17 protein-coding genes are annotated in these 20,647 nt (G+C 39.7%); 7 read left to right on the top strand and 10 right to left on the bottom strand.

Going from position 1 to position 20,647, the window contains the following annotated elements:
• Positions 1–213 precede the first annotated feature (213 nt).
• From V7266_RS27525 to V7266_RS27540, 4 genes are all read left to right on the top strand, one after another.
• Positions 214–1,671, top strand: a complete 1,458-nt coding sequence (locus tag V7266_RS27525; protein ID WP_335472405.1) for an aryl-sulfate sulfotransferase — start codon at positions 214–216, stop codon at positions 1,669–1,671.
• Between the two features lie 14 nt (positions 1,672–1,685).
• A complete protein-coding gene (locus V7266_RS27530; protein ID WP_335472406.1) occupies positions 1,686–2,711 on the top strand; it encodes an ABC transporter substrate-binding protein in 1,026 nt (341 codons plus the stop codon).
• A gap of 18 nt (positions 2,712–2,729) precedes the next feature.
• Entirely contained in the window at positions 2,730–3,503 is a 774-nt protein-coding gene (locus V7266_RS27535; protein WP_335472407.1) for an ABC transporter ATP-binding protein, read from the top strand.
• A gap of 87 nt (positions 3,504–3,590) precedes the next feature.
• Entirely contained in the window at positions 3,591–4,343 is a 753-nt protein-coding gene (locus V7266_RS27540) for an ABC transporter permease (RefSeq protein ID WP_335472439.1), read from the top strand.
• A 75-nt stretch (positions 4,344–4,418) separates the two neighbouring features.
• Here V7266_RS27540 and hpaB read toward each other — a convergent pair whose 3' ends face one another.
• The 6 genes from hpaB to V7266_RS27570 form a co-directional block, all read right to left on the bottom strand.
• A complete protein-coding gene (gene hpaB, locus V7266_RS27545) occupies positions 4,419–5,861 on the bottom strand; it encodes a 4-hydroxyphenylacetate 3-monooxygenase, oxygenase component (RefSeq protein ID WP_335472408.1) in 1,443 nt (480 codons plus the stop codon).
• 262 nt (positions 5,862–6,123) lie between these two features.
• A complete protein-coding gene (locus V7266_RS27550) occupies positions 6,124–6,960 on the bottom strand; it encodes an RMD1 family protein (protein WP_335472409.1) in 837 nt (278 codons plus the stop codon).
• Positions 6,961–7,141: 181 nt separating this feature from the next.
• Entirely contained in the window at positions 7,142–8,596 is a 1,455-nt protein-coding gene (locus tag V7266_RS27555; protein WP_335472410.1) for a glycoside hydrolase family 1 protein, read from the bottom strand.
• Positions 8,597–8,706: 110 nt separating this feature from the next.
• Positions 8,707–9,459 carry a MurR/RpiR family transcriptional regulator gene (locus V7266_RS27560; RefSeq protein ID WP_335472411.1) on the bottom strand — a complete coding sequence of 251 codons (753 nt, stop codon included), beginning with the start codon at positions 9,457–9,459 and terminating at the stop codon, positions 8,707–8,709.
• Positions 9,460–9,615: 156 nt separating this feature from the next.
• On the bottom strand, positions 9,616–11,538 hold the full coding sequence (locus V7266_RS27565) for a beta-glucoside-specific PTS transporter subunit IIABC (protein ID WP_335472412.1): 1,923 nt from the start codon (positions 11,536–11,538) through the stop codon (positions 9,616–9,618).
• Positions 11,539–11,822: 284 nt separating this feature from the next.
• The gene (locus tag V7266_RS27570; RefSeq protein ID WP_335472413.1) at positions 11,823–12,410 is read right to left on the bottom strand and encodes an NAD(P)H-dependent oxidoreductase; all 588 of its coding nucleotides are present in this window, start codon (positions 12,408–12,410) and stop codon (positions 11,823–11,825) included.
• A 117-nt stretch (positions 12,411–12,527) separates the two neighbouring features.
• Here V7266_RS27570 and V7266_RS27575 point away from each other — a divergent pair, with 117 nt between their 5' ends.
• The 3 genes from V7266_RS27575 to V7266_RS27585 all read left to right on the top strand — a co-directional run bounded on the left by V7266_RS27575 (position 12,528) and on the right by V7266_RS27585 (position 15,427).
• Complete coding sequence (locus tag V7266_RS27575) at positions 12,528–12,959, top strand: MarR family winged helix-turn-helix transcriptional regulator (RefSeq protein ID WP_335472414.1); 432 nt, start codon at positions 12,528–12,530, stop codon at positions 12,957–12,959.
• Positions 12,960–13,108: 149 nt separating this feature from the next.
• Complete coding sequence (locus V7266_RS27580; RefSeq protein ID WP_335472415.1) at positions 13,109–13,720, top strand: hypothetical protein; 612 nt, start codon at positions 13,109–13,111, stop codon at positions 13,718–13,720.
• A 12-nt stretch (positions 13,721–13,732) separates the two neighbouring features.
• Positions 13,733–15,427: a GMC family oxidoreductase N-terminal domain-containing protein gene (locus V7266_RS27585; protein ID WP_335472416.1), complete on the top strand. Its 1,695-nt coding sequence runs from the start codon at positions 13,733–13,735 to the stop codon at positions 15,425–15,427.
• Between the two features lie 11 nt (positions 15,428–15,438).
• Here the strand turns inward: V7266_RS27585 and V7266_RS27590 are convergent, their stop codons facing one another.
• From V7266_RS27590 to V7266_RS27605, 4 genes are all read right to left on the bottom strand, one after another.
• Positions 15,439–16,407 (bottom strand): carbohydrate kinase family protein, encoded by a 969-nt coding sequence (locus V7266_RS27590; RefSeq protein WP_335472417.1) that lies wholly within the window; start codon positions 16,405–16,407, stop codon positions 15,439–15,441.
• A 21-nt stretch (positions 16,408–16,428) separates the two neighbouring features.
• On the bottom strand, positions 16,429–17,898 hold the full coding sequence (locus V7266_RS27595) for a glycoside hydrolase family 32 protein (RefSeq protein WP_335472418.1): 1,470 nt from the start codon (positions 17,896–17,898) through the stop codon (positions 16,429–16,431).
• Between the two features lie 59 nt (positions 17,899–17,957).
• Positions 17,958–19,406 (bottom strand): sucrose-specific PTS transporter subunit IIBC, encoded by a 1,449-nt coding sequence (locus tag V7266_RS27600; RefSeq protein WP_335472419.1) that lies wholly within the window; start codon positions 19,404–19,406, stop codon positions 17,958–17,960.
• Between the two features lie 163 nt (positions 19,407–19,569).
• Complete coding sequence (locus V7266_RS27605) at positions 19,570–20,607, bottom strand: LacI family DNA-binding transcriptional regulator (RefSeq protein ID WP_335472420.1); 1,038 nt, start codon at positions 20,605–20,607, stop codon at positions 19,570–19,572.
• Between the last annotated feature and the right edge of the window lie 40 nt (positions 20,608–20,647).

Consider the following 20,647-nt stretch of genomic DNA (forward strand, 5'->3'; position numbering starts at 1 on the left):
CTATTGGTCAACCAACGGATACGGAGATGATAATTGTTTTTTATTCATTTCTGTATCCTTTTTTATTTCTACTTACAATAGAAGGTTGAAATCTATTATAGCTACAACTTAAAAGTTATCCGATTGGTCAACCAAAGGATATAGAAATGAGCGCTTGCTATTCATTTCTATATCCTTTTTATTTTTTAAACTAAAAAACAAGGAGTGTTTAATATGGGTCATCCATCAATTTATCCAACAGGAGCAACAGTTTTTAATCCTCAAAAAGCCTGGAGCGGCTACACCATTTTACAAGCAGCTGATCATGGTGCCTTATTAATTGATATGAATGGAAAGGAAGTTCACTTGTGGAAAGGTCTTCGCGGTTTTCCGAATAAGATGCTGCCAGGGGGTTATGTTTTGGGGCATACAAAACAACGGGATCCTAAATATAGTTTCCAAGATGAAGCAGATTTGGTTCAAGTCGATTGGGACGGAAACATTGTCTGGAAATTTGACCGGCTCGAATACATAGAAGATCCAGGTCATGAACCACAATGGATGGCAAGAGCTCATCATGATTACCAGCGCGAAGGCAATCCGGTTGGCTACTATGTTCCAGGATTGGAATCGAAAGTAGACAGTGGAAAGACGCTTATCTTGGCTCACAGAAATGTTCATAAACCGGAAATCTCCGATAAACCACTTCTAGATGACGTTATTGTCGAAGTTGATTGGGAAGGAAATATTCTTTGGGAATGGTCCGTAAGTGATCATTTCGACGAGCTTGGCTTTGATGAAAGTGCCAAGAATGTGCTCTTCCGTGATCCAAATTTAAGAGGCTTTGGAAACGATACAGACGGAGATTGGATGCATATTAACTCCATGTCTACGATAGGGCCTAATAAATTTTATGATCAAGGAGACGAGCGCTTCCATCCAGATAATATTATTTGGGATGCTAGAGAATCGAATATTATTGCGATTATTGATAAGAAGACAGGGAAAATCGTTTGGAAACTTGGACCGGATTATTCAACTCCAGAAGTGAAACATATCGGATGGATTATCGGACAGCACCATGCTCATATTATACCGCAAGGCTTGCCTGGCGAAGGTAATCTCCTTGTATTTGATAATGGCGGCTGGGGGGGTTATGGTCTTCCGAACCCAGCATCTCCTTATGGTATAAAAAATGCGGTTCGTGATCACTCAAGAATCTTAGAAATCAATCCGGTCACGCTTGAAATTGAATGGCAATATACACCTACTGAAGCTGGATTCCAAGCCCCATTAGATTCGTACCGTTTTTACAGTCCTTATATCAGTTCCGCCCAAAGACTGCCTAACGGAAACACGCTGATAACGGAAGGAGCAGACGGCAGAATATTTGAAGTCACACGTGATCATGAACTTGTCTGGGAATTTATTTCCCCTTATAAAAATGGCCGAAACTCGAATATGGTCTATCGTGCTTACCGCCTGCCATACGAATGGGTACCACAGCTTGAAAGACCAGATGAAAAAGAGATTGTACCTCTCGATGTGGCAACATTTAGAGTACCTAATGCGGCTGCTATCGGTACAGATTCCGTCGTTGCCGTTGCAGGTACCGAAGAATCTTATGAAGAAGGAGCACTTTGCGTCGCAAGAATAGATGAAACCATTATACGCCAATCAGATAAGAGCTAAAGGGGATGATAATAATGAAATTGAAAAAGTTACAATCTTCTATTATTCTATTTTCGCTATTTAGTAGTTTACTAATAGCTGGATGCTCTAACTCCTCGAAGGAAACTTTGGGGAGTGCAAAAGCAAGCGGAAATAAAACCAATACCATTCGTATGGCCGTCGATACGGCGGCAGGAGGATCGCTTCAATTTAGGCAGGCGGAAAAACAAGGATTTTTTAAAGAACAAAAGGTAGACGCTAAGCTCTCTAATTTTGCGATGGGTGTTGATACGATCAATGCCGTTTTAACTGAGCAGGCTGATACGGGGATTGCGGCTGATTATGTTGCCATTAATTCATTGGCAAAAGGAGATTTGGTCATAGTAGCTACCCTTACGAGAGGCAATGATAAGACGTCAAAGGCCAATCAACTGCTTGCGAATGGCAATATTAAAAGCGCAGCTGATTTAAAGGGAAAGAAAATAGGAGTCAATAAAGGGACCGTTAACGAATACGTTTGGGCCCAGTATCTGAAAGCCCATGATTTAAGCGAAAAAGATGTCACCTCTGTTCCTTACAGCACACCAGACGAAGCGATTGTAGGTGTGAAAAAAGGAGATATTGATGCCGTTTGGGTGAGCGGTGCCCTTTTAGAAAAATTTAAAAGTATTGAAGGCGTCCATCAAATTGATGATTTAACAGGGGCGGGAATAACGATCGATAGCTACCTTCTTGCCAAAAAATCATTGGTTGAAGAAAACCCTAAAGCGGTTGAAAATGCATTAAAGGCACTTAATGAAGGGGTCCAATATGTTGCAAATCATAAAGAAGAGACAGCAAAGCTTGCCTTTGAACAATTGAAACTTCCAGAGGATGGCGTATTAAAGGATCTTGACAGAAATAATTATGTTCTTGGCTTTACCAAGGCAGATGCTGCCCATTTAGAGGATATGAAAAAATGGATGGATGAAAAAGGAATATTAAGCAAGTCTTTTAGTTTAGAAGATAAATTGAGCTTAGATCCACTTAAAAAAGCTTTACCTGATTCAGTTAACTATTAAGTAAATGGAGGGGACCTGATGAACACAGCCCTTAAAGAAACCCAAAAAGCCTCAGTGATTTCTATTTCTGGGTTATCTCAATCGTTTAATGGGAATTCTTCCTATATTTTAGAGAATGTTAATTTAACCATTCAACGTGGTGAATTTTTTATCCTGCTAGGTCCCAGCGGCTGCGGGAAGTCAACACTGCTAAACATCATTGCCGGATTTATCCAAAATACAGCAGGGGAAGTTTTAGTCGATCATGTAAAAGTCCATAAGCCTGGAAGAAATCGTGGCGTTGTCTTTCAGCAAGCAGATTCTGCCCTCTTCCCGTGGTTAACCGTTAAAGAAAATGTGGAGTTCGGGTTAAAAATGGAGAAAGTTCCAAAATCAATTCGGGAGGAGAAGTCCTCCTCCTTTATCGAACTTGTTGGCTTAAAGGGACATGAAGGGAAATTTCCAAAGGAGCTATCAGGAGGAATGAAGCAGCGGGTCCAATTAGCACGAGTCTTAGCCAATGACCCCGATATTTTACTAATGGATGAACCCTTTGGCGCCCTGGATGCGATGACCCGCCGTACCATGCAGCAAGAATTGGTAAGAATTTGGAAAGAGACGAATAAAACAATTATCTTTGTCACTCATGACATTCAAGAAGCCCTTTTACTAGGTCAAAAAGTCGGTGTTATGTCTGTTGGTCCATCTTCAAATATCTCTACCATTTATGAAGTTCCATTGGCTTATCCAAGAGATTTCACAGACAAAGAATTTCATCATCTTTATCAACAGATCCAATCACATTTTGATTAATAGGAGGGAAAAAAAGTGTATGCACAAAGAAATGAAATAAAAAGAGATCAAGCTTCCCTGCCGAAAATTCGAATACAATTTTCCCTCATGAAAATGGTCTTAAAAAGCGGCGTACTGGGGTGGTTATTGGTTATCCTAATTTGGAGCATTGCCGCGGCTTTTTCAGATCCTCAGTTTTTGCCCAGCCCATTAGTCGTTTGGCAAGGAGCCGTGGATCTTAGTAAGGATGGCTCATTATTCACTTTCATGGGGGCCAGCTTTTTGAGAGTAATTATTGGCTGGACACTAGGGAATTTGATTGCTATCCCGATCGGCTTATTAATTGGCCGATTCTCAAGCTTAAGAGTGCTGCTGGATCCAATTATCAATTTTGTCCGCTTCATTCCTCCCCTTGCCTTTATTACCTTATTCATGCTTTGGTTCGGAATTGGCGAGCAATCGAAAATCTTTCTTATCATGTATGCCACCTTTTTTATCGTCATCATCAATACGATTACGGGTGTCCTTTTTGTGGAAGAAGATAAGATTCGTTCCGCAAGAAGTATGGGGGCGTCCGAAGTACAAATCATGTTCCATGTCATCATTCCAGCTTCCCTTCCATATATCTTTACTGGAGCTAAGCTCGCAATGGGCTCCTCTTTCATGGCCATAGTCGGAGCTGAAATGGTTGCGGCGAATGAAGGAATTGGCTACATGATTTGGAATGCCAGGTTGTACTTTAAAACTGATTGGATTTTCGTCGGCCTAGTCATACTTGGATTAATGGGGTTTTTTATGGACCGGGTCCTTACTCTATTTGGGAAATTCGCGTTAAAACGATATAACGTGGTGAAAAAATAAATGAGCACGAGTGAGCACGGGGACGGTTCTTATGCTTCCATAAGCATGAGAACCGTCCCCGTGCTTCCCTGTGATTTACTCTAAGTTTAGGAATTCATTGATTCTATCAACATATTGATCTATTGAGTAGTTTCTATATAAGTTACTAGATAATCGGATTGGATCCCCAAAAAAGTATCTTTCATAGTGAGTCTGCCTTGTACCAAATGAGCTCATAGTAAGATCCCATGCCAAGCGGAATATTTTAACCCGGTCCTCAGCATTCATACTCTGCGCCTGCAGATATTGTTCTAGGTCTTCCCTAATTTCAGAATCAAAGGATTTTTCGGTTGGCAATGAAATCATTCCGCTTGCCCCGATTAATTGGATAATTTCGCAGAAACGTGGATAAATTTTGGGGAAGACATTACAAGCGACTTGCAAGGGAATCATACTAGGTCGCATAAGGCCCCACTCATCTATTTCTGCATCATTTTCTGACTTTTCTAATAGTGCCTTCATTGTTTCTAGACCAATAATGATTTCAGAAAGCTTTTCTTGTATATGTTGATACTCACTAACATTTATAGTTTTGACAAGTAGTTGAGCAAGACCGAGGATAAATTCTGTTTTTACGATTTGCCTTGTGACTACTTGATGGTATGCAAAGGTGTGAAAGGAGCTTCGGCCCATAAAGTCATTAGCTGCATCTACATTATCGTAATAAAACACTCGATCCCATGGAACTAAAACATGATCAAAAACAACAATCGAATCCATTTCCTCATACCTTGAGCTAAGCGGATAATCAAAGGAGGATTCTCCACCCACAAAAGATTCTCTGCAAATAAATTTCAATCCCTTTGTATTAGAGGGGATTGAAAAGGCGAAGGCCTCATCAGGGTCCAGAAATAACCTTGGAGCAGTAATAACTAATACCTCATCCGTTAAACCGCCTTGCGTAGCAAGCAGACGGGCACCCTTTATCACGATTCCCTTTTCATTTCTATCAATAACCTTAGCAGAGATTGGCTGCTCAGAGTATTCCAAATAGCCCTGAGAACGATTTACCTGAGGAGTAATAAATGTGTGGGTAAACGAGAGGTCCTGCTCCATTGCCCTTTCATATAGGGATTTAATATTTTCAGGAAAACAATTTTTCCGACCATTTAAAAGAGCGGCAGACGAGGCAAAGCTCATTATAGCTGTGTTCATATAGTCAGGACTTCTTCCCATTAATCCATGAGTGATTCGCGCCCAGTGTTCAATCATCTTTCTTCTTTTCTTTAAATCCTCTTTTGTTTTTGGCTGCAAATAGGAGATTCCAATCGGTTCTTCTTTATCTGGTAAGAAGAATGTCATCTCTTCCTTTAGATCGGAATCATTTTGTAAATCATAAAGAGAAGCCTTTGCTTTAAGTATTCCTTTAAAGGCAGGATGCTCCGAAAGTGCCCCCTTTATTTTTTCACCATTAAACCAAATTTCATTTTCCAACCGATTTAAACGTTCAATAAACTCTTTTCCGTTAATCGCTCCCATTTTTTCCTTCTCCCTCTGTTGAATACTCCGAACAAATCGTACTAGCATAGCTAGTTCCATTTTATTGAAGTCAATGGATGCTTGTTCCACTTGGAAGAGCCTTGTTTTTAAAATGGGGAAAATGTCCAATGTGTTGAATAACCTTAGGTCCCTTAAATTAGAAACCCCCTGCTTCTTCATGGTAAGCAGGAGGAGTTCTGGCAATATTTTGTGAAGCTATCCGCTATGTTCGTGGAACATAGCGGAAGATCAAAACAAGTTTTCAAGGGATCCAACCCACAATCTGTAATATCGTTATAACGATTTCAATCACAATTAGAATCACGACAATCCATTCTACGAACAGTCCTCTGATCGAATGACTTATGGTGGAGAAACCATCAATGATATTATATAAAATTTCCGTTTTGCTCTTTAAAATGATATGGCGGTCATTCAATTCAAAAAAGTCCATCATCTTGTCATAAAATTCATTGGCATTACTGCTCGTCCAAGTGATATCCGGCTTATCCAAAATCATGATATAGGCGAGGGTGTTATAATCATGACGCAGTATTTTTGCGGTTGTCCTGGCCAGCTCCTTATTGCCTATTCTTAACTTCCCTTTTTCCAGCCGATCAATCATGGTTTCGAGCCTGTCGTGAATGCCCTCTAATTGTTCCTCCGTTTTTTCAAGAGCTACTGATTTTGCGAGAACAGTAGAAATTAGTTCAGGATAAAAAGGCTCATATTCAGGTACCACTACATATTCGTCAGTCAATTCAAGGGCTTCTTTCTCATTGATATGAAGGCTATAATCGTCCGAATACCTGCCTATGTTTTTCAGATCCATTTCGGGCTCGAAGGTTTGGAGGTAGTTTAAAAAAACCTTGATCTCATCATCCGTGGAGTGATTAATAAATACAACACATCCAAACGAAAAAACCAGAACACTTTTCGATTCATCCACTTGTCTACCTAGAATGGATTGAAGGATGGTTCCTCTCAGAATTAAAGGTTCTTCCCAAGTGAATTTCTTTGGAATACCGCATTGTAAAGCAATCTTGTTCAGATCAATTTCATTCGTGATAGAAATAGCTTTAAAGGAAATATCCATCATTCGTTTCACTCTTTCACTGATTAGTCATACTTTCATTTAATTCTATTTTTACAAACAAATCAAATGCGCATGATTAAACCAATAAAAAAAGCGCCTTAACCCAATGGATAAGGCGCTTTTTGAGCATGGGGACGGTTCTCATGCTTCCGAAGCAGAAGAACCGTCCCCATGCTTCACTGCTTTACAATTCTTCGCCGTTTGTTTCGATGACGTTTTTGTACCAATGGAATGATTTTTTCTTTTTTCTTTCTAATGTACCATTGCCATAATCATCTTGGTCGACATAGATAAAGCCATAACGTTTAGACATTTCTGAAGTGCTTGCGCTGATTAAATCAATACAGCCCCAGCTGGTGTAACCCATCACTTCTACTCCGTCATTGATGGCTTCTCCCATTTGATCAATATGAGCACGCAGGTAATCAATCCGATAGTCATCATTGATTGTGCCATCTTCCTCTACCTTATCATAGGCTCCTAATCCATTTTCAACGATGAATAAAGGTACTTGATAGCGGTCGTACATTTTCTTCAGTGAAATCCTTAAGCCCTTAGGGTCAATTTGCCAGCCCCAATCAGATGATTCTAAATAAGGGTTCTTAATGCCGCTGAAAAAGTTCCCTTTTTCTTTTAATCGTTCAGGATTTCCACTTGTCACCATGGTCATATAGTAGCTAAATGATAAGAAGTCTACAGGATGCTGCAACAAGATCTCTTCATCACCTGGTAACATCTCAATTTGGATATCATTTTTCTCAAAATAGCTTAGCATATAGCTTGGATAATAGCCGCGTACTTGAACGTCTGTGAAGAATAGATTCTTTTGATCTTCCTCTAATGCCGCTAAAATATCATCTGGACTGCATGTTTCAGGATATACTTCCATACGAGCCAGCATACAGCCGATCATCGCATCTGGAATCATTTCATGGCATGCCTTTACAGCCCGTGCACTTGCCACAAATTGATGGTGGAGCGCTTGATAAACGGCTTGTTCCTTATGCTCGACCCGGTCGACAAGAATCCCGCTGCCAATATACGGAGAAACGGTGGATACATTAATTTCATTAAACGTTAGCCAGTATTTTACCTTACCCTTATAGCGATTAAATACCGTTTCTGCATAATGAACGAAGTAATCGACTAAGCGGCGGTCGGTCCAGCCATTATATTTTTGCACCAAGTGAAGCGGCATTTCATAGTGAGATAAAGTCACCAAAGGCTCGATTCCATATTTTAACAGTTCATCAAACACGTTGTCATAGAATGCCAGGCCTTCTTCATTTGGCTCCAACTCATCCCCATTTGGAAAAATACGCGGCCAAGAGATTGACATCCGGAAGGTTTTAAAGCCCATTTCAGCAAACAAAGCGATGTCTTCTTTATAGCGGTGATAAAAGTCAATTCCACGGCGTTTAGGGAAGTTGTCGCCCTCATTTCCTGCTAATAATGCTTCTAATTCTTCTTCACTTCTAACATCCATCTCGATGTCGTTTTTGCGTTCTTCTTTCGGAATAAAGGTAACCATATCAAAAATTGATAATCCCTTACCGCCTTCATTATAAGCACCCTCTAATTGGTTAGCCGCGGTTGCGCCGCCCCATAAAAAACCTTCTGGAAAACGTCTATGTTTCATTAGAATACCTCCTAGTATTAAACGATTAATATATAAGTGAATAAGACAATCATACTATCAACCAACCAAAAAAACTGGTCTATTTAAGACCAGCTGAAGTCATGTTTGATTCACAAAAAGCGCTGATACCGGTTGATCAACACATCAAACAATCGCAATAGGGTATAGCTGCTTACACTACTGTTCTCAATTTTGCCGCATTGCAAAATTTCATGGAATATTTCCAAGTTACCGAGCTCACTGGAAAAAGTAATGAGCAATTTTTTACCTCTGGCAGTTTTGATTTTTTCAATGATTGGAAGCTGATTAGAGAGGATATTTCCTTGAATGGATATCGTTATCATCATGTCTTCATCAGATAAAGCAGATAAGGTGTCAATTTGTTTAAATAGATTGGTATCACATTCGCATAGCTTCCCAAGAAGAAACAGCTTTTTTTGCAATTCCATTGCTTGAATTTGATGTTTTTCAAACCCTAGGATCACAATTCTTCTCGATTGCTTAATTTGGTTGGCTATCTGATCAATCTGTGACATAGGAATATTATCTATCACTTCAATATTTTCATTTAATTGTTTAAAAAACTTCCGTGTATTTAATTCCGAATCTGCGTCTTCATGTAAAGAATCTCCCATTGGAATAGCTGCACTATTTCTTAGGTTTGAAAAATTTTTAAAACCAATTCTTTTGCAAAAACGATTAATAGTAGAAGGAGCCACATTACATGCCTCCGCAACGCTATCTAATGAAAAACTTTCAATCCTATGAATATGTTCCAAAAGACTCATTGCTATGTAATAATTGATATCCTTATTAAGAGAATTATTAATATAAGCCAAAAGTGTATAAATCAGCTGCTCCACATTCCCCACCTCACCTAAAAATTCTAACACACTACACTGAACAACAAAAAGTGCCTTCACCCCAAATGGGTAAGGCACTTTTGTGAAGCACGGGGACGGTTCTCGTGCTTCCGTATTTCGGAGCAGCAGAACCGTCCCCATGCTTCTTTTTTAATATTAACCACAAATCGTTAATAATGTTTCTTTCTGTTCGATTGCTTCTTTGGCTGTTGGGTTAATTTCTGCGTAATCTCCACTGTTGGTGATGATAATAGGTGTTGTTACTTCACAACCCGCTGCTTTAATTTTTGCGATGTCAAATTCTACTAATAAATCGCCTGCTTTGACGGTATCGCCTTGATTGATATGAGCGGTAAAGTGTTCTCCTTCTAGTTTAACAGTATCCATGCCGACATGAATGAGGATTTCCACGCCATTATCGGATGTAATGCCAACTGCATGTTTGGTTCTGAATAGTGTGGTTACCACACCGTTAACTGGAGAAACTACTTTTCCTTCTGTTGGTTCAATTGCAACGCCTTTTCCCATCACTTCACTTGAAAATGCTGCGTCTTCTACTTGATTTAATGGAATGATCTTTCCTTTTAATGGACTTGCAACCTCTTGCGTACGAGTTTTATCGATCACTTTTTCTGTCTTTGGTTCATTTGCTGCTTTTTCTTTATTTGCAGGATCTTTGAAACCGAATAGATAAGTTAAAACAAACGCTACAATAAAACCTGCAACTAAAGCAATGACTGCTCCGTAGAACGACATATCTAGTGATGAACCTGGCTTAATAAAGGCTGGGAAAACGAAGATACCCATTCCACCGAACATCCATAATTTCCCTGCAGTTGCAGCAATAATACCACCGCCGACTGCACCACCAATACAGCTCATAATAAATGGTTTCTTAAGTGGTAATGTTATACCGTAAATAGCTGGTTCAGTAACACCGAAAATACCTGAAATGAAAGCTGAGACACTTAGTGATTTTAATCCTTTGTTTTTTGTCTTTAACATAACCGCTAATACTGCACCAATTTGTGCAAAACATACCATAACTGTTGTTGCTAGAACTGGGTCGTAATGTAAAGTTGTTAAGTTGTTAATAGCGATCGGAACAAGTCCCCAGTGAAGTCCGAAGATAACGAATATTTGCCAAAACCCACCGATGATTAAACCAGCTATAACAGGGCTTAACTTATAAACCCATAATGTGCCTGCACCAAGAAGACTGCCTGCCCATGTAGCAACTGGACCAATTACTAAGAAAGTTAAAGGAACCATTACCATAATAGTTAAAAATGGCACTACGAAAGTTTTTACAACGTCTGGAATGATTTTTTTGAACCCTTTTTCTACCTTTACTGCAAAGAATGCTGAAAGTAAAATCGGAATAACGGATGAAGCATAACTCATCATGATAACTGGAATTCCTAAGAATGTAATGCGAATATCAGATTGGAATAACGATCCTTTAAATAGTGTATAAAGTGGGTCTCCTGCTGTTAATGTTGTCAATGTTGGATGCACCAATGCCGCAGCGATTGCCATACCGATAAAAGGTGTTCCTCCAAATTTTTTCATTGCTGTGTAACCTAAGAAGATTGGTAAGAAATTGAATAAACCATCTCCTGCGATATTTAGTAAGTTATAAGTTCCTGATGTTGCTGACACCCAGCCTAGAGCAAGAATTAGTGCAGCCAAACCTTTAATCATACCTGTTGCAGCTAAAACGCCTAGAATTGGAGTGAATACTCCTGAAATCATATCTATAAATCTAGCAAGTAATCCAGCTTTGTTTTCTTCTCCTGAATCATTATTATCAGCAGCCCCGCTCATATTGGCTACTTGTAAGAACGTTGCATAGACATCAGGTACATGATTTCCGATAACAACCTGATATTGCCCGCCGCTTTGCATTACGGTCACAACACCCTCTAAATTTTTAATTTCCTCTGTTTTGGCCATTTTCTCGTCTTTTAACTTGAAACGAAGCCTTGTGACACAATGGAACACACTGTTAATATTTTCTTTCCCGCCGACTAACTCTAAAATGTTCTTTGTTAATCCTGTATAGTCCTTTTTAGCCATTAAAAACACCTCCAAATTTTTTAAATCCATTTTTGTATTCGCTTTCAGTCCAAGAAAAACAAAAAACCTAAACTACTCAGAATATAAGAACATAGCATTCTCATACTTTGAGTAATTTAGGTTTTGCCTGCCGGACAGTAACAATCCTAAAAGGGAATGTTTTATTTTGTTTTTGTTTATGCTTTGATTCTACCATGTCCAAACTAAATGTCAACGCTTTCATATGCTTTTTTAATAAAATTGTACTGGTAATAAATACCTAGTTCATTATCAGGGTCAACCTCTTACTCTTCTATCTTTTTAAAATATCTATAAATTTTTTCGAGCTTCTTCCTTTGATTTCCCTTAGGACTTTCCATACTTCCAAACTCAAAGAACTTCACCTTCTTGATTCCGACAAAATTGAATAAGGCTTTTTTCATTAAAATTTTATGAGCATTTTGTAACCAAAGGAATGGATAGTGGGCAGGTCCTTTCATCGTTGATATACATACAACGGACTTTCCTCTCAAAAGCCCTTCTGGGAAAAGCCCTTTCTTATCTTTATAGGCAAAATTAGCAGCAAATAATTGATCTATATATCCGAGAAGCATTGCCGGAGGTCTCCCCCACCAAATGGGATAGATAAAAACAATCTTGTCAGCCCACATAATTTGCTCTCTATATTTTTCAGTATTAGGATCCTTATACATATCACGTCTGCGTTTTTGTTCATTAAAAACCAGGAGTGGGTTAAAGTTCTCTTCATATAAATCTAAGACCTGTAACTCCTTGAGAGCAGGATTTGCATTACTACCTTTAATCACCTCCTGTAAAAATGCATAATTTAAACTTTGGTGATTTGGATATGTGTAAATGACCAGCAGCTTCATATCGCACTCCTTACTTATCATTTGATAACTAAATTGTAGCATCCCTTCAACTATTTATCAAATGATAATTGTTTTTTGATAACATCTTTGTTATCTTGTCTGTAAGAGGTGAAAAGAATGGACAAAAAAGACCTATTTTTTAAGCTTGTAGCATTTACAGCTTCTGTTCATCGTGTGACAACTGAATTAACCAAAGATGTAAAGTCTGATTTAATCTCGCAAGTTCAATATAACATTCTTGAATATATTGCGGTTAGTCAACCCGTGACACCAAGTGAAGTGAGCGAGTGTCAACACATGTCTATGCCAAACACAAGCCGGGAGCTTAGAAAATTGACTGAAAAGGGGTTGATTGAAAAGGTGACTGATTCCGTAGATCGGCGAAAACAATATATTCTTCTTTCACATAATGGAAAAAGCATGATGAACGAAGCCTTCGCATCGATAGAATCTCGTTTTTTAACCCGGATGCAAAATGCTTCGGATGAGGATTTAGAGGATATTGAACGGGCCCTCGAACTACTTCAAGCAAAAGTATTTTATCAATAAGATTAATAACGGAAGAATGCTTTCTCATTCCATGATTCTTTCATAGAGGGAGCTCCAATACACATAAAAAGGATTAGATATTTTCTTCATTAAGCACACATATAAATATAAAAGTGTATATTAGTAACCAAATGAAAGAGGTGGGCTGCATGGGCACTGATCCATTTACTAAAAAAATATTCGAAGCTTTTGTAGATGCAATAATCCCAACTACCCCACCACATTTTAACAATCTTTATAACGTGCAGTACTTTGGTGCTTTTGAATTACTCATCCATGAATATATCATCTGGACACTAGACCATTCGATTTCCCTTCTAAAAAATACAAATTACTCATTATCAAGACAAACAGCGGAACTGCTTGAATTAGGTGCCCAACAATTCCTATTAAACAGCGGTAATACCCAGACCCTTACCTTTTATAAAATCCCTAATAACATATTTTTCTCAGTCCTAACACCAGAAGACCGTTTACGCACTGTAACTCTTTTAGAACAACTTACGATCAATCCTGCATACTTACCCTATCCTTTTAACCTGAACCCTCGTTTTGTCCTGCCTGTCATGGATTTTATAAACAGGCTTGCTATGTTTGGTTTCTACTCAGAATGGTCTGGATATGGGACAACACGTTTGAACCCGCCTAACAATCGTCGTTTAGAGTCATTTCCCATAAGCTGGATTCAAGTCAACTATCCCGGTCCTTCAAAAGGGTATCATGCGTTGCGGGGTTACCTAGTCGATAGGTTTATAGAATAGGAGGCACTAAGCATGTGTCTTGATGCTGATGTCATTGTTATTGGAGCCGGCGGCGGCGGTGCGGTCATTGCCAAAGAGCTTGCTGAAAAAGGAATATCTGTCTTACTATTGGAAGCTGGTCCTTGGTACGGCAATCAAAAATGGCCTGAGCCTAACAAACATCCTGGAGCCCTAACCAGCTCGAGCGTAACCGATTTGAGTAAAAACATTTTGGACAAATGTTTTACCGATTATGAAGCAGACATGAACGATTTGGTATCCGGAAAATTTCGCTGGGGGCCGGCTGACAGGGATCAAAAACCGTGGTTTCGGGGATTCCAACAAAAGGGATTTATCTGGCAGAATTCTGGGGTAGGCGGAACAACCCTCCAATATCTTGCAAATTCACCGCGAGCATATCCGATGGCAGTCGAAGATGTCTGGCCTATCTCCTATCGTGAAATGATTCCCTTCTATGAAAAAGTCGAAGCTACTCTTCCTGTGAAACCAGCACCTATGACAGCAAAAGAGGAGTTATTTTTTTATGGAGCGAAAAAAGCAGGCTGGTCCCTATTAAAAACCAGTAATGTTACAACTCCGGGATACCGTCCGCAGCCCAATGCCATTCTTCAGCCTGCCCCTCAGATCAATCATCCTGCATTTGACTTTAAAGAGCCTCATATTGGATGTACACTCAGAGGGCATTGTATAAATGGCTGTAAAATGGGGCCTTCCGTTGAAACTGTAGCGAAGCGGTCAACCTTAGTTAGTTACATACCATTGGCTCTAAGGACAGGAAATGTCGAGATTCGGCCAAACACGTTTGTCACTAAGATTTTAACTGATGATGATTCCACTAGAGGAGTTACAGCGGCCGGAGTACAGGTTAGAAACACATGGACAGCTGAAGCCTCTGAATTAAGAGCAAAGGTTATCGTTATGTCAGCTGGTGTGATTGAAACACCTCGACTTTGGCTGAATTCAAAGCTGCCAGATAATCCTTGGGTCGGAAAAGGCTTAACGAACCATTGGTTTGATTGTATTACAGGTATATTTGATGAGAAGGTATTAACAAACATCTTGGGAATCTCAGAGGGATTACCTTACACAGGCCAAAATTCGGGGGCAAGATTTGACTACCCTGGTCTTGGGATGCTATTAGCTTTCGGAACCAGCCCCGGCGCTTACTCTACTTTATTATACGGATCCAGCCAATCGGGTTATGCCCTCTTCAACACTTCTTCCAAAAAGGTGTTAGAAGGAGTTCTAACAGGTTCCACGCTAAAAGAGGTCATGTCTGATTATTCTAGATCTTATAGTATTGCAGTCATCATTGGTGACGAGGTGAATCAACGGAATGGAATTTCGTTAGATCCCGTGCGAATAGATGAGCATGGACATGTTCCTATTCTTAAATATAAACCTAGTAAAAAAGATATTCCTAAAAGGGAGTACTTAACTAGAATTGCAGCAGATATTTTAAAAAAAGCTGGTGCAAAAAAGATTATTCGCACGAACATGCCGCCAGGTGTGTTTATTCATATTCACAGTACCATGCGAATTGGTTATGTCACGGACACAAATTGCGAGGCACATCAGGTAAAAAGGTTATTCATCGCAGATAACAGCGTACTTTACAATAGCCTGGGCGGGCCTAATCCGACTCTGACCACCCAAGCCCTTGCAACACGTACGGCTGAAAAAATTGCGGTTAAATATTTTTCATAACCGTTAAACCTTTATTTTTCCAGTAATTGATAGATTTCCTCCTTTGCCGGCAGGGAGGAAATCGCCCCTTTTCCTGTGGTCGTAAGAGCTCCACTGGCATTGGCGTACGTAAGGATTTCTTTATGATATTTTTGAAGAACTTCTTCAAGATTTTGTTGTCTCACGTTTTTTTCTAAAAGCTTGTATAATAAACCGCCAATAAATGCATCTCCAGCTCCAGTGGTATCCTGCACGTCAACTGCAAACCCGCTTGAATGAAATTGTTTGTCTTTTACATATAGTTCTGCACCTTCGGAACCTTTAGTAAAAATAACGGCTTTCACGTCCCCAACAAATAAAGATTGAATTGCGCGATCTACCTCAACAATTCCAGTAATAAATTCTAGCTCTTCATCTGATATTTTCACAAGGTGTGCCATCGGAATAAATTCTACAATTGTCTGTCTGCAAGCTTCAGGTTGTTCCCATAGGGGCAGACGGACATTTGGATCGAAACTGATTATGCTGCCCTTTTCCTTTGCTAAACGAATTGCCTTTGCATGGGCCTGCTTCATCGGACTCTCCACTAAATCCACTGAACAAAAATGGAGAATATCACCTTCTTCAAACCAATTCTTCTCTATTTCACTTTCATGCAGCAAAAGGTCCGCAGAAGGATTGCGATAAAAAGAAAAGTCCCTCTCTCCGTCAGCCCGTAACGATACGAAGGCAAGTCCTGTATTCGCCTCACTTGTTCTTGAGATTTTTTCCGTCATCACTCCTGCCTGCTGAAGCCGCTCTAAAAGAAAATCGCCAAACGCATCATTACCTAACTTGGTAATCATTGATGCCCTTCCTCCATATTTCGCTACTGCGGCTGCGACATTTGCCGGTGCGCCACCAGGAGCCCGCTCGAACTCCAGCACATCTTTTAGCGCCTTTCCCTTTTGAAGGGGAATAAAATCAATCAGCACCTCACCAATTGAATACATCGTTCTCATTATCTACACCTCATTCTCCTACTAAATATCCCATTTGCTTGCTTGAAATAATGTCCTTCCGTCTTCTGCAAAGAAACGGATCCCCTGGCTTTCCGCACCCGGGAAAATCCTGCTTGTAAATACCTCTTCCCCATCATTGATAAAAATCTCGACAGAAGAGATATCCACAAAAAGATGAAGCTTTAGTTTAGATCCATCCACAGAGCATTTCCTCACAGTTCCATACTTTTCTCCGAATGGTTCTCCTGAGAAAGTACGGTCTAATATGACCTTTCTCTGGACAACATCGTATTTAAGAATCGTTTTTTCCTTTTCTCCTGCTCTGAATTCAACACCAAAAGTCTCCGCATCAATGTTTTCAAATTCACATATAAGCTCAAAAGAAGCTCCATTAAAATGCTGGTAAACTTTCTTCTCATCGAAGAGGACATCTTTTATATCATGCTGCTGTTTACGAAGCACCTGAAGCTCTTGGACCGGCTGTTGAATGAGCTTACTTTCACGGATCCATAATTCTCTAGGCAGCGTCAAACAATGGGCCCATCCATTTTTGTCAGTCGGGTAGTCCATTTCCGGAAGCCCCATCCAACCTACTAAAATCCTGCGGCCATCTGGCGTCAACATCGTTTGTGGTGCATAAAAATCAAAACCTCTATCTAGTTCCTGAAAAGAGCCGTGTGTCAGGGTACCTGTTCTTACATCAAGTGGTTCGCCCAGAATATACCCAGATTGATAAATATTCTGAAACAGATCGCCATTGGGGTTTAGTCCTTGAGGAGAAAAAATCAAGACACCTTGGTCCTGCATTTCAAAATAGTCTGGGCATTCCCACATATAGCCGAAAGAGGACAGGCTTGTTTGCAGTTCCCCTTCAAAATTCCAATTCTGCAAATCCTTAGAACGATACAGCACAACGCACCCTGTTTCGTTTTCCCGCTGCGCACCTATGACAGCATAGAATTCATCTTCTGCTTTCCAAACTTTAGGGTCACGAAAATGATCCGTATAGCCGTATGGTACATGATCGATGACGGGTTGTTCTACCTTATTTATTTTTCCGGCTGCATCCATAATAGCCAGACATTGAAAGGGATGCCGCACCCAGTTCTCATCACGAGTATTACCGGTATAGAGTATAAGCAATTTCCCCTCATGCTCAATCGCACTTCCAGAATATGCCCCATGACTATCGTACACACCAGAGGGTTCAATTCCGATTCCTGTATTTTCCCAATGAACCAGATCCTTTGATTTAGTATGATACCAATATTTTAGTCCGTGTACGGGTCCTAGCGGGAACCATTGATAAAACAAATGATATTCTCCATTGTAATATGAAAAACCATTAGGATCATTTAGTAGACCTGTTTCCGGCTGTATGTGAAAAGTCTGCCGCCATTCGCAGCCCTCAACTTCTGTTTGCAACTTTAAGATTTCTTCCTTATCTGCGTCTTCTATCCGGCGATATCGCTGCTCTTTTGTCCATATCATAGTTGTTCAGCTCCTTATGAAAGAAAGGAGAATCCCCTGATTCCCCCCTTTTTTATTGATTATGCCGCTTGATTTTCATTAACTGACTTACTTTTTTTAGCATCACGCTTAGCTAGTACAAAAGTAATGATGAATGCTACTACTATGGAAATAGCCATTCCAATTACATAAGAAAGAATGGAACCAGGCTTGATGGAAATGATTCCTGGCAGGCCGGCCGCACCCAATGCAACAGCTTTTACTTTAAAGAAGGTAATAAACCCAGATGCAACACCGGATCCAATGATTGCACCTATAAATGGATATTTAAGCTTTAAATTGATACCGAACATCGCTGGCTCAGTAATCCCTAATAAGGCTGAAATACCGGAAGCAGAAGCAAGACTCTTTAGCTTTTTATCTTTCGTCACAAGCAAAACAGCAAGAGTTGCTGCACCTTGAGCAACGTTTGACATAGCGGCTATTGGGAATAAGAAAGAACCACCGGTTTTGGCAATATCAGAGATTAATTGTGTCTCAACCGCTACAAAGCTTTGGTGCATACCTGTTATTACGATTGGGGCATAGAATAGCCCTAAAAGTGCACCGCCAACAAACCCAGTCGTATCATATAACCAAACAAGACCGTCCGTAAAAAGATTACCAGCCGTTCTCATAAACGGGCCTACAAGGGTAAACGTTAAAGCGCCCGTTACCAAAATCGATAATAGTGGTGTTAACAGATTATCCAAAGCTGACGGAATGACTTTACGTAAACTAATTTCTATTTTTGCTAGAATAAAAGAAGAAGCCAAAACGGGCAGCACTGTTCCTTGATAGCCTACTTTTTCAATATCTAAACCAAGTATGTGCCAAACTGGTACTTTGTGATCGACTAAAGCGGCTCCATAGCTATATGCATTTAACAAATCTGGATGAACCATAATCATCCCAAGGGCCGCACCTAAATAAGCATTTCCGCCGAATCTTTTAGTAGCCGAAAACCCTATTAATACTGGTAGAAATACAAAGGCCGCATTGGCAAACGTATTGATCATCGCAGCTAAGTCAGCGATCCCCGGATTCGCATCAATCAAGGATTTCCCATCCATAAATAAATCTTTAGCCGTTAATAAGTTATTCAGTCCCATCAGTAAACCGCCCGCAACGATGGCTGGAATAATTGGAACAAAAATATCAGAGAGCAATTTAACTAACTGTAAAAGAGGATTTTGCTTTTTCGCTCCAGCACTTTTGACCTGACTTGTTGACATCTCGTTAATTCCAGCAAGGTTGACAAGTGGTTTATAAACTTCATTCACAATTCCAGAACCTAAGATAATTTGGAATTGTCCAGCTGTAGAAAATGTTCCTTTTACTGTATCCATTGCATCCAATGCAGCTTGGTCTACCTTTTCTTCGTCGTGTAAAACTAAACGCAGTCTTGTGGCACAATGTGCTGCGGCTGAAACATTTTCTTTACCGCCAATTGCAACCAGAATAGCTTGTGCAACTTCCTTATGGTTCATGATTTCATTCTCCTTTTTTATGGTTTCTAGGAATCTATTTAGAATTTTCATGTTGTAGAACCGGTTCCAAACGAGGTTAAAAAAATAAAACGCAGTGTATTTGGAACCGGTTCTATTTCTCCGGTTAGAAAAACGGTTCTTTGTGGAACCGATTCCAAACACATTATAGTGTACCACTTAATAAATTGTCAACGCTTTCCCGTTCAATTATTTTATATTTGGATAAAATAATAGGGTCCAATTCTTCACTGTTTAGTAGTTTAACCATACTTTGGGCAGCCACTTGTCCTGCCTCTTTATAATAAAACTGAACAGTTGTTAAACTTGGATGGATAATTTCTGTTATTTCATATCCTCCGAAGCCTGTAATGGATAAGTCATCCGGTACCCTAATTCCCTTTAAATGAGCTGCTTTTAAAGCACCAAGGGCAATGTTGTCTGTTGCGCAAACAAGGATAGAAGGATTGAACTCATCCATTATATCCGGAACCCTCTTGATTGCGTCGGCCATTTTAAAGCTCGTCTCATAATAGTTAACTTCACAGTCGCCCGCCTCTTGAATCGCCTTTGTAAACCCTTTTTTTCTATTGACTCCCACAGCAATATCTTTTTCCGTAACTCCTAAAAAGGCTATTCTCCGATGCCCTTTATCGATTACATATTTACCTATATCATAACCAGCTGCAAAATCATTATGGATGAGACTATATACAGCTTGATGTTGCTGACCAACAAGTAAAATAGGTATTTGAAGCTGCTGGAATGCCTCTATGTGTGTTTCGGTAATTTGTGTGGCAAGCAAAATAATTCCCGCAACCTTTTGCCTAGCCATGGTGTAAATATTTTCGATTTCACGTTCTTGATCCTGACTAGTGTTTGATATTAACATTTGGTAATTCAGCCCTCTAAGCTGCTGGTCTATACCAATTAAAGTTTGTGAAGTAGCATAGGAATCCAGCCGAGGCACGATTGTCCCAATAATATTTGGTTTCTTTGCCTTTAAACTTTGAGCAAACGTATTGGGAATATAACCCGTTTCTTTTATGACACGCTCAATCTTTTTTTTCGTTAAATCGCTGACAGACCCGCCATTTAAATACCTAGAAACTGTACTCTTGGCAACACCAGATAATTGGGCAATGTCTGCAATAGTTTTCATAGCTTCAACCTCATTTTTCAAATAACCAATTTGTATTTTCATACGACCGGTTAATATTAATAGTTTTTCGTCCTTTTTAGTA

The sequence above is a fragment of the Neobacillus drentensis genome, assembly GCF_036965645.1.
GTDB lineage: Bacteria > Bacillota > Bacilli > Bacillales > Cytobacillaceae > Neobacillus > Neobacillus drentensis_D.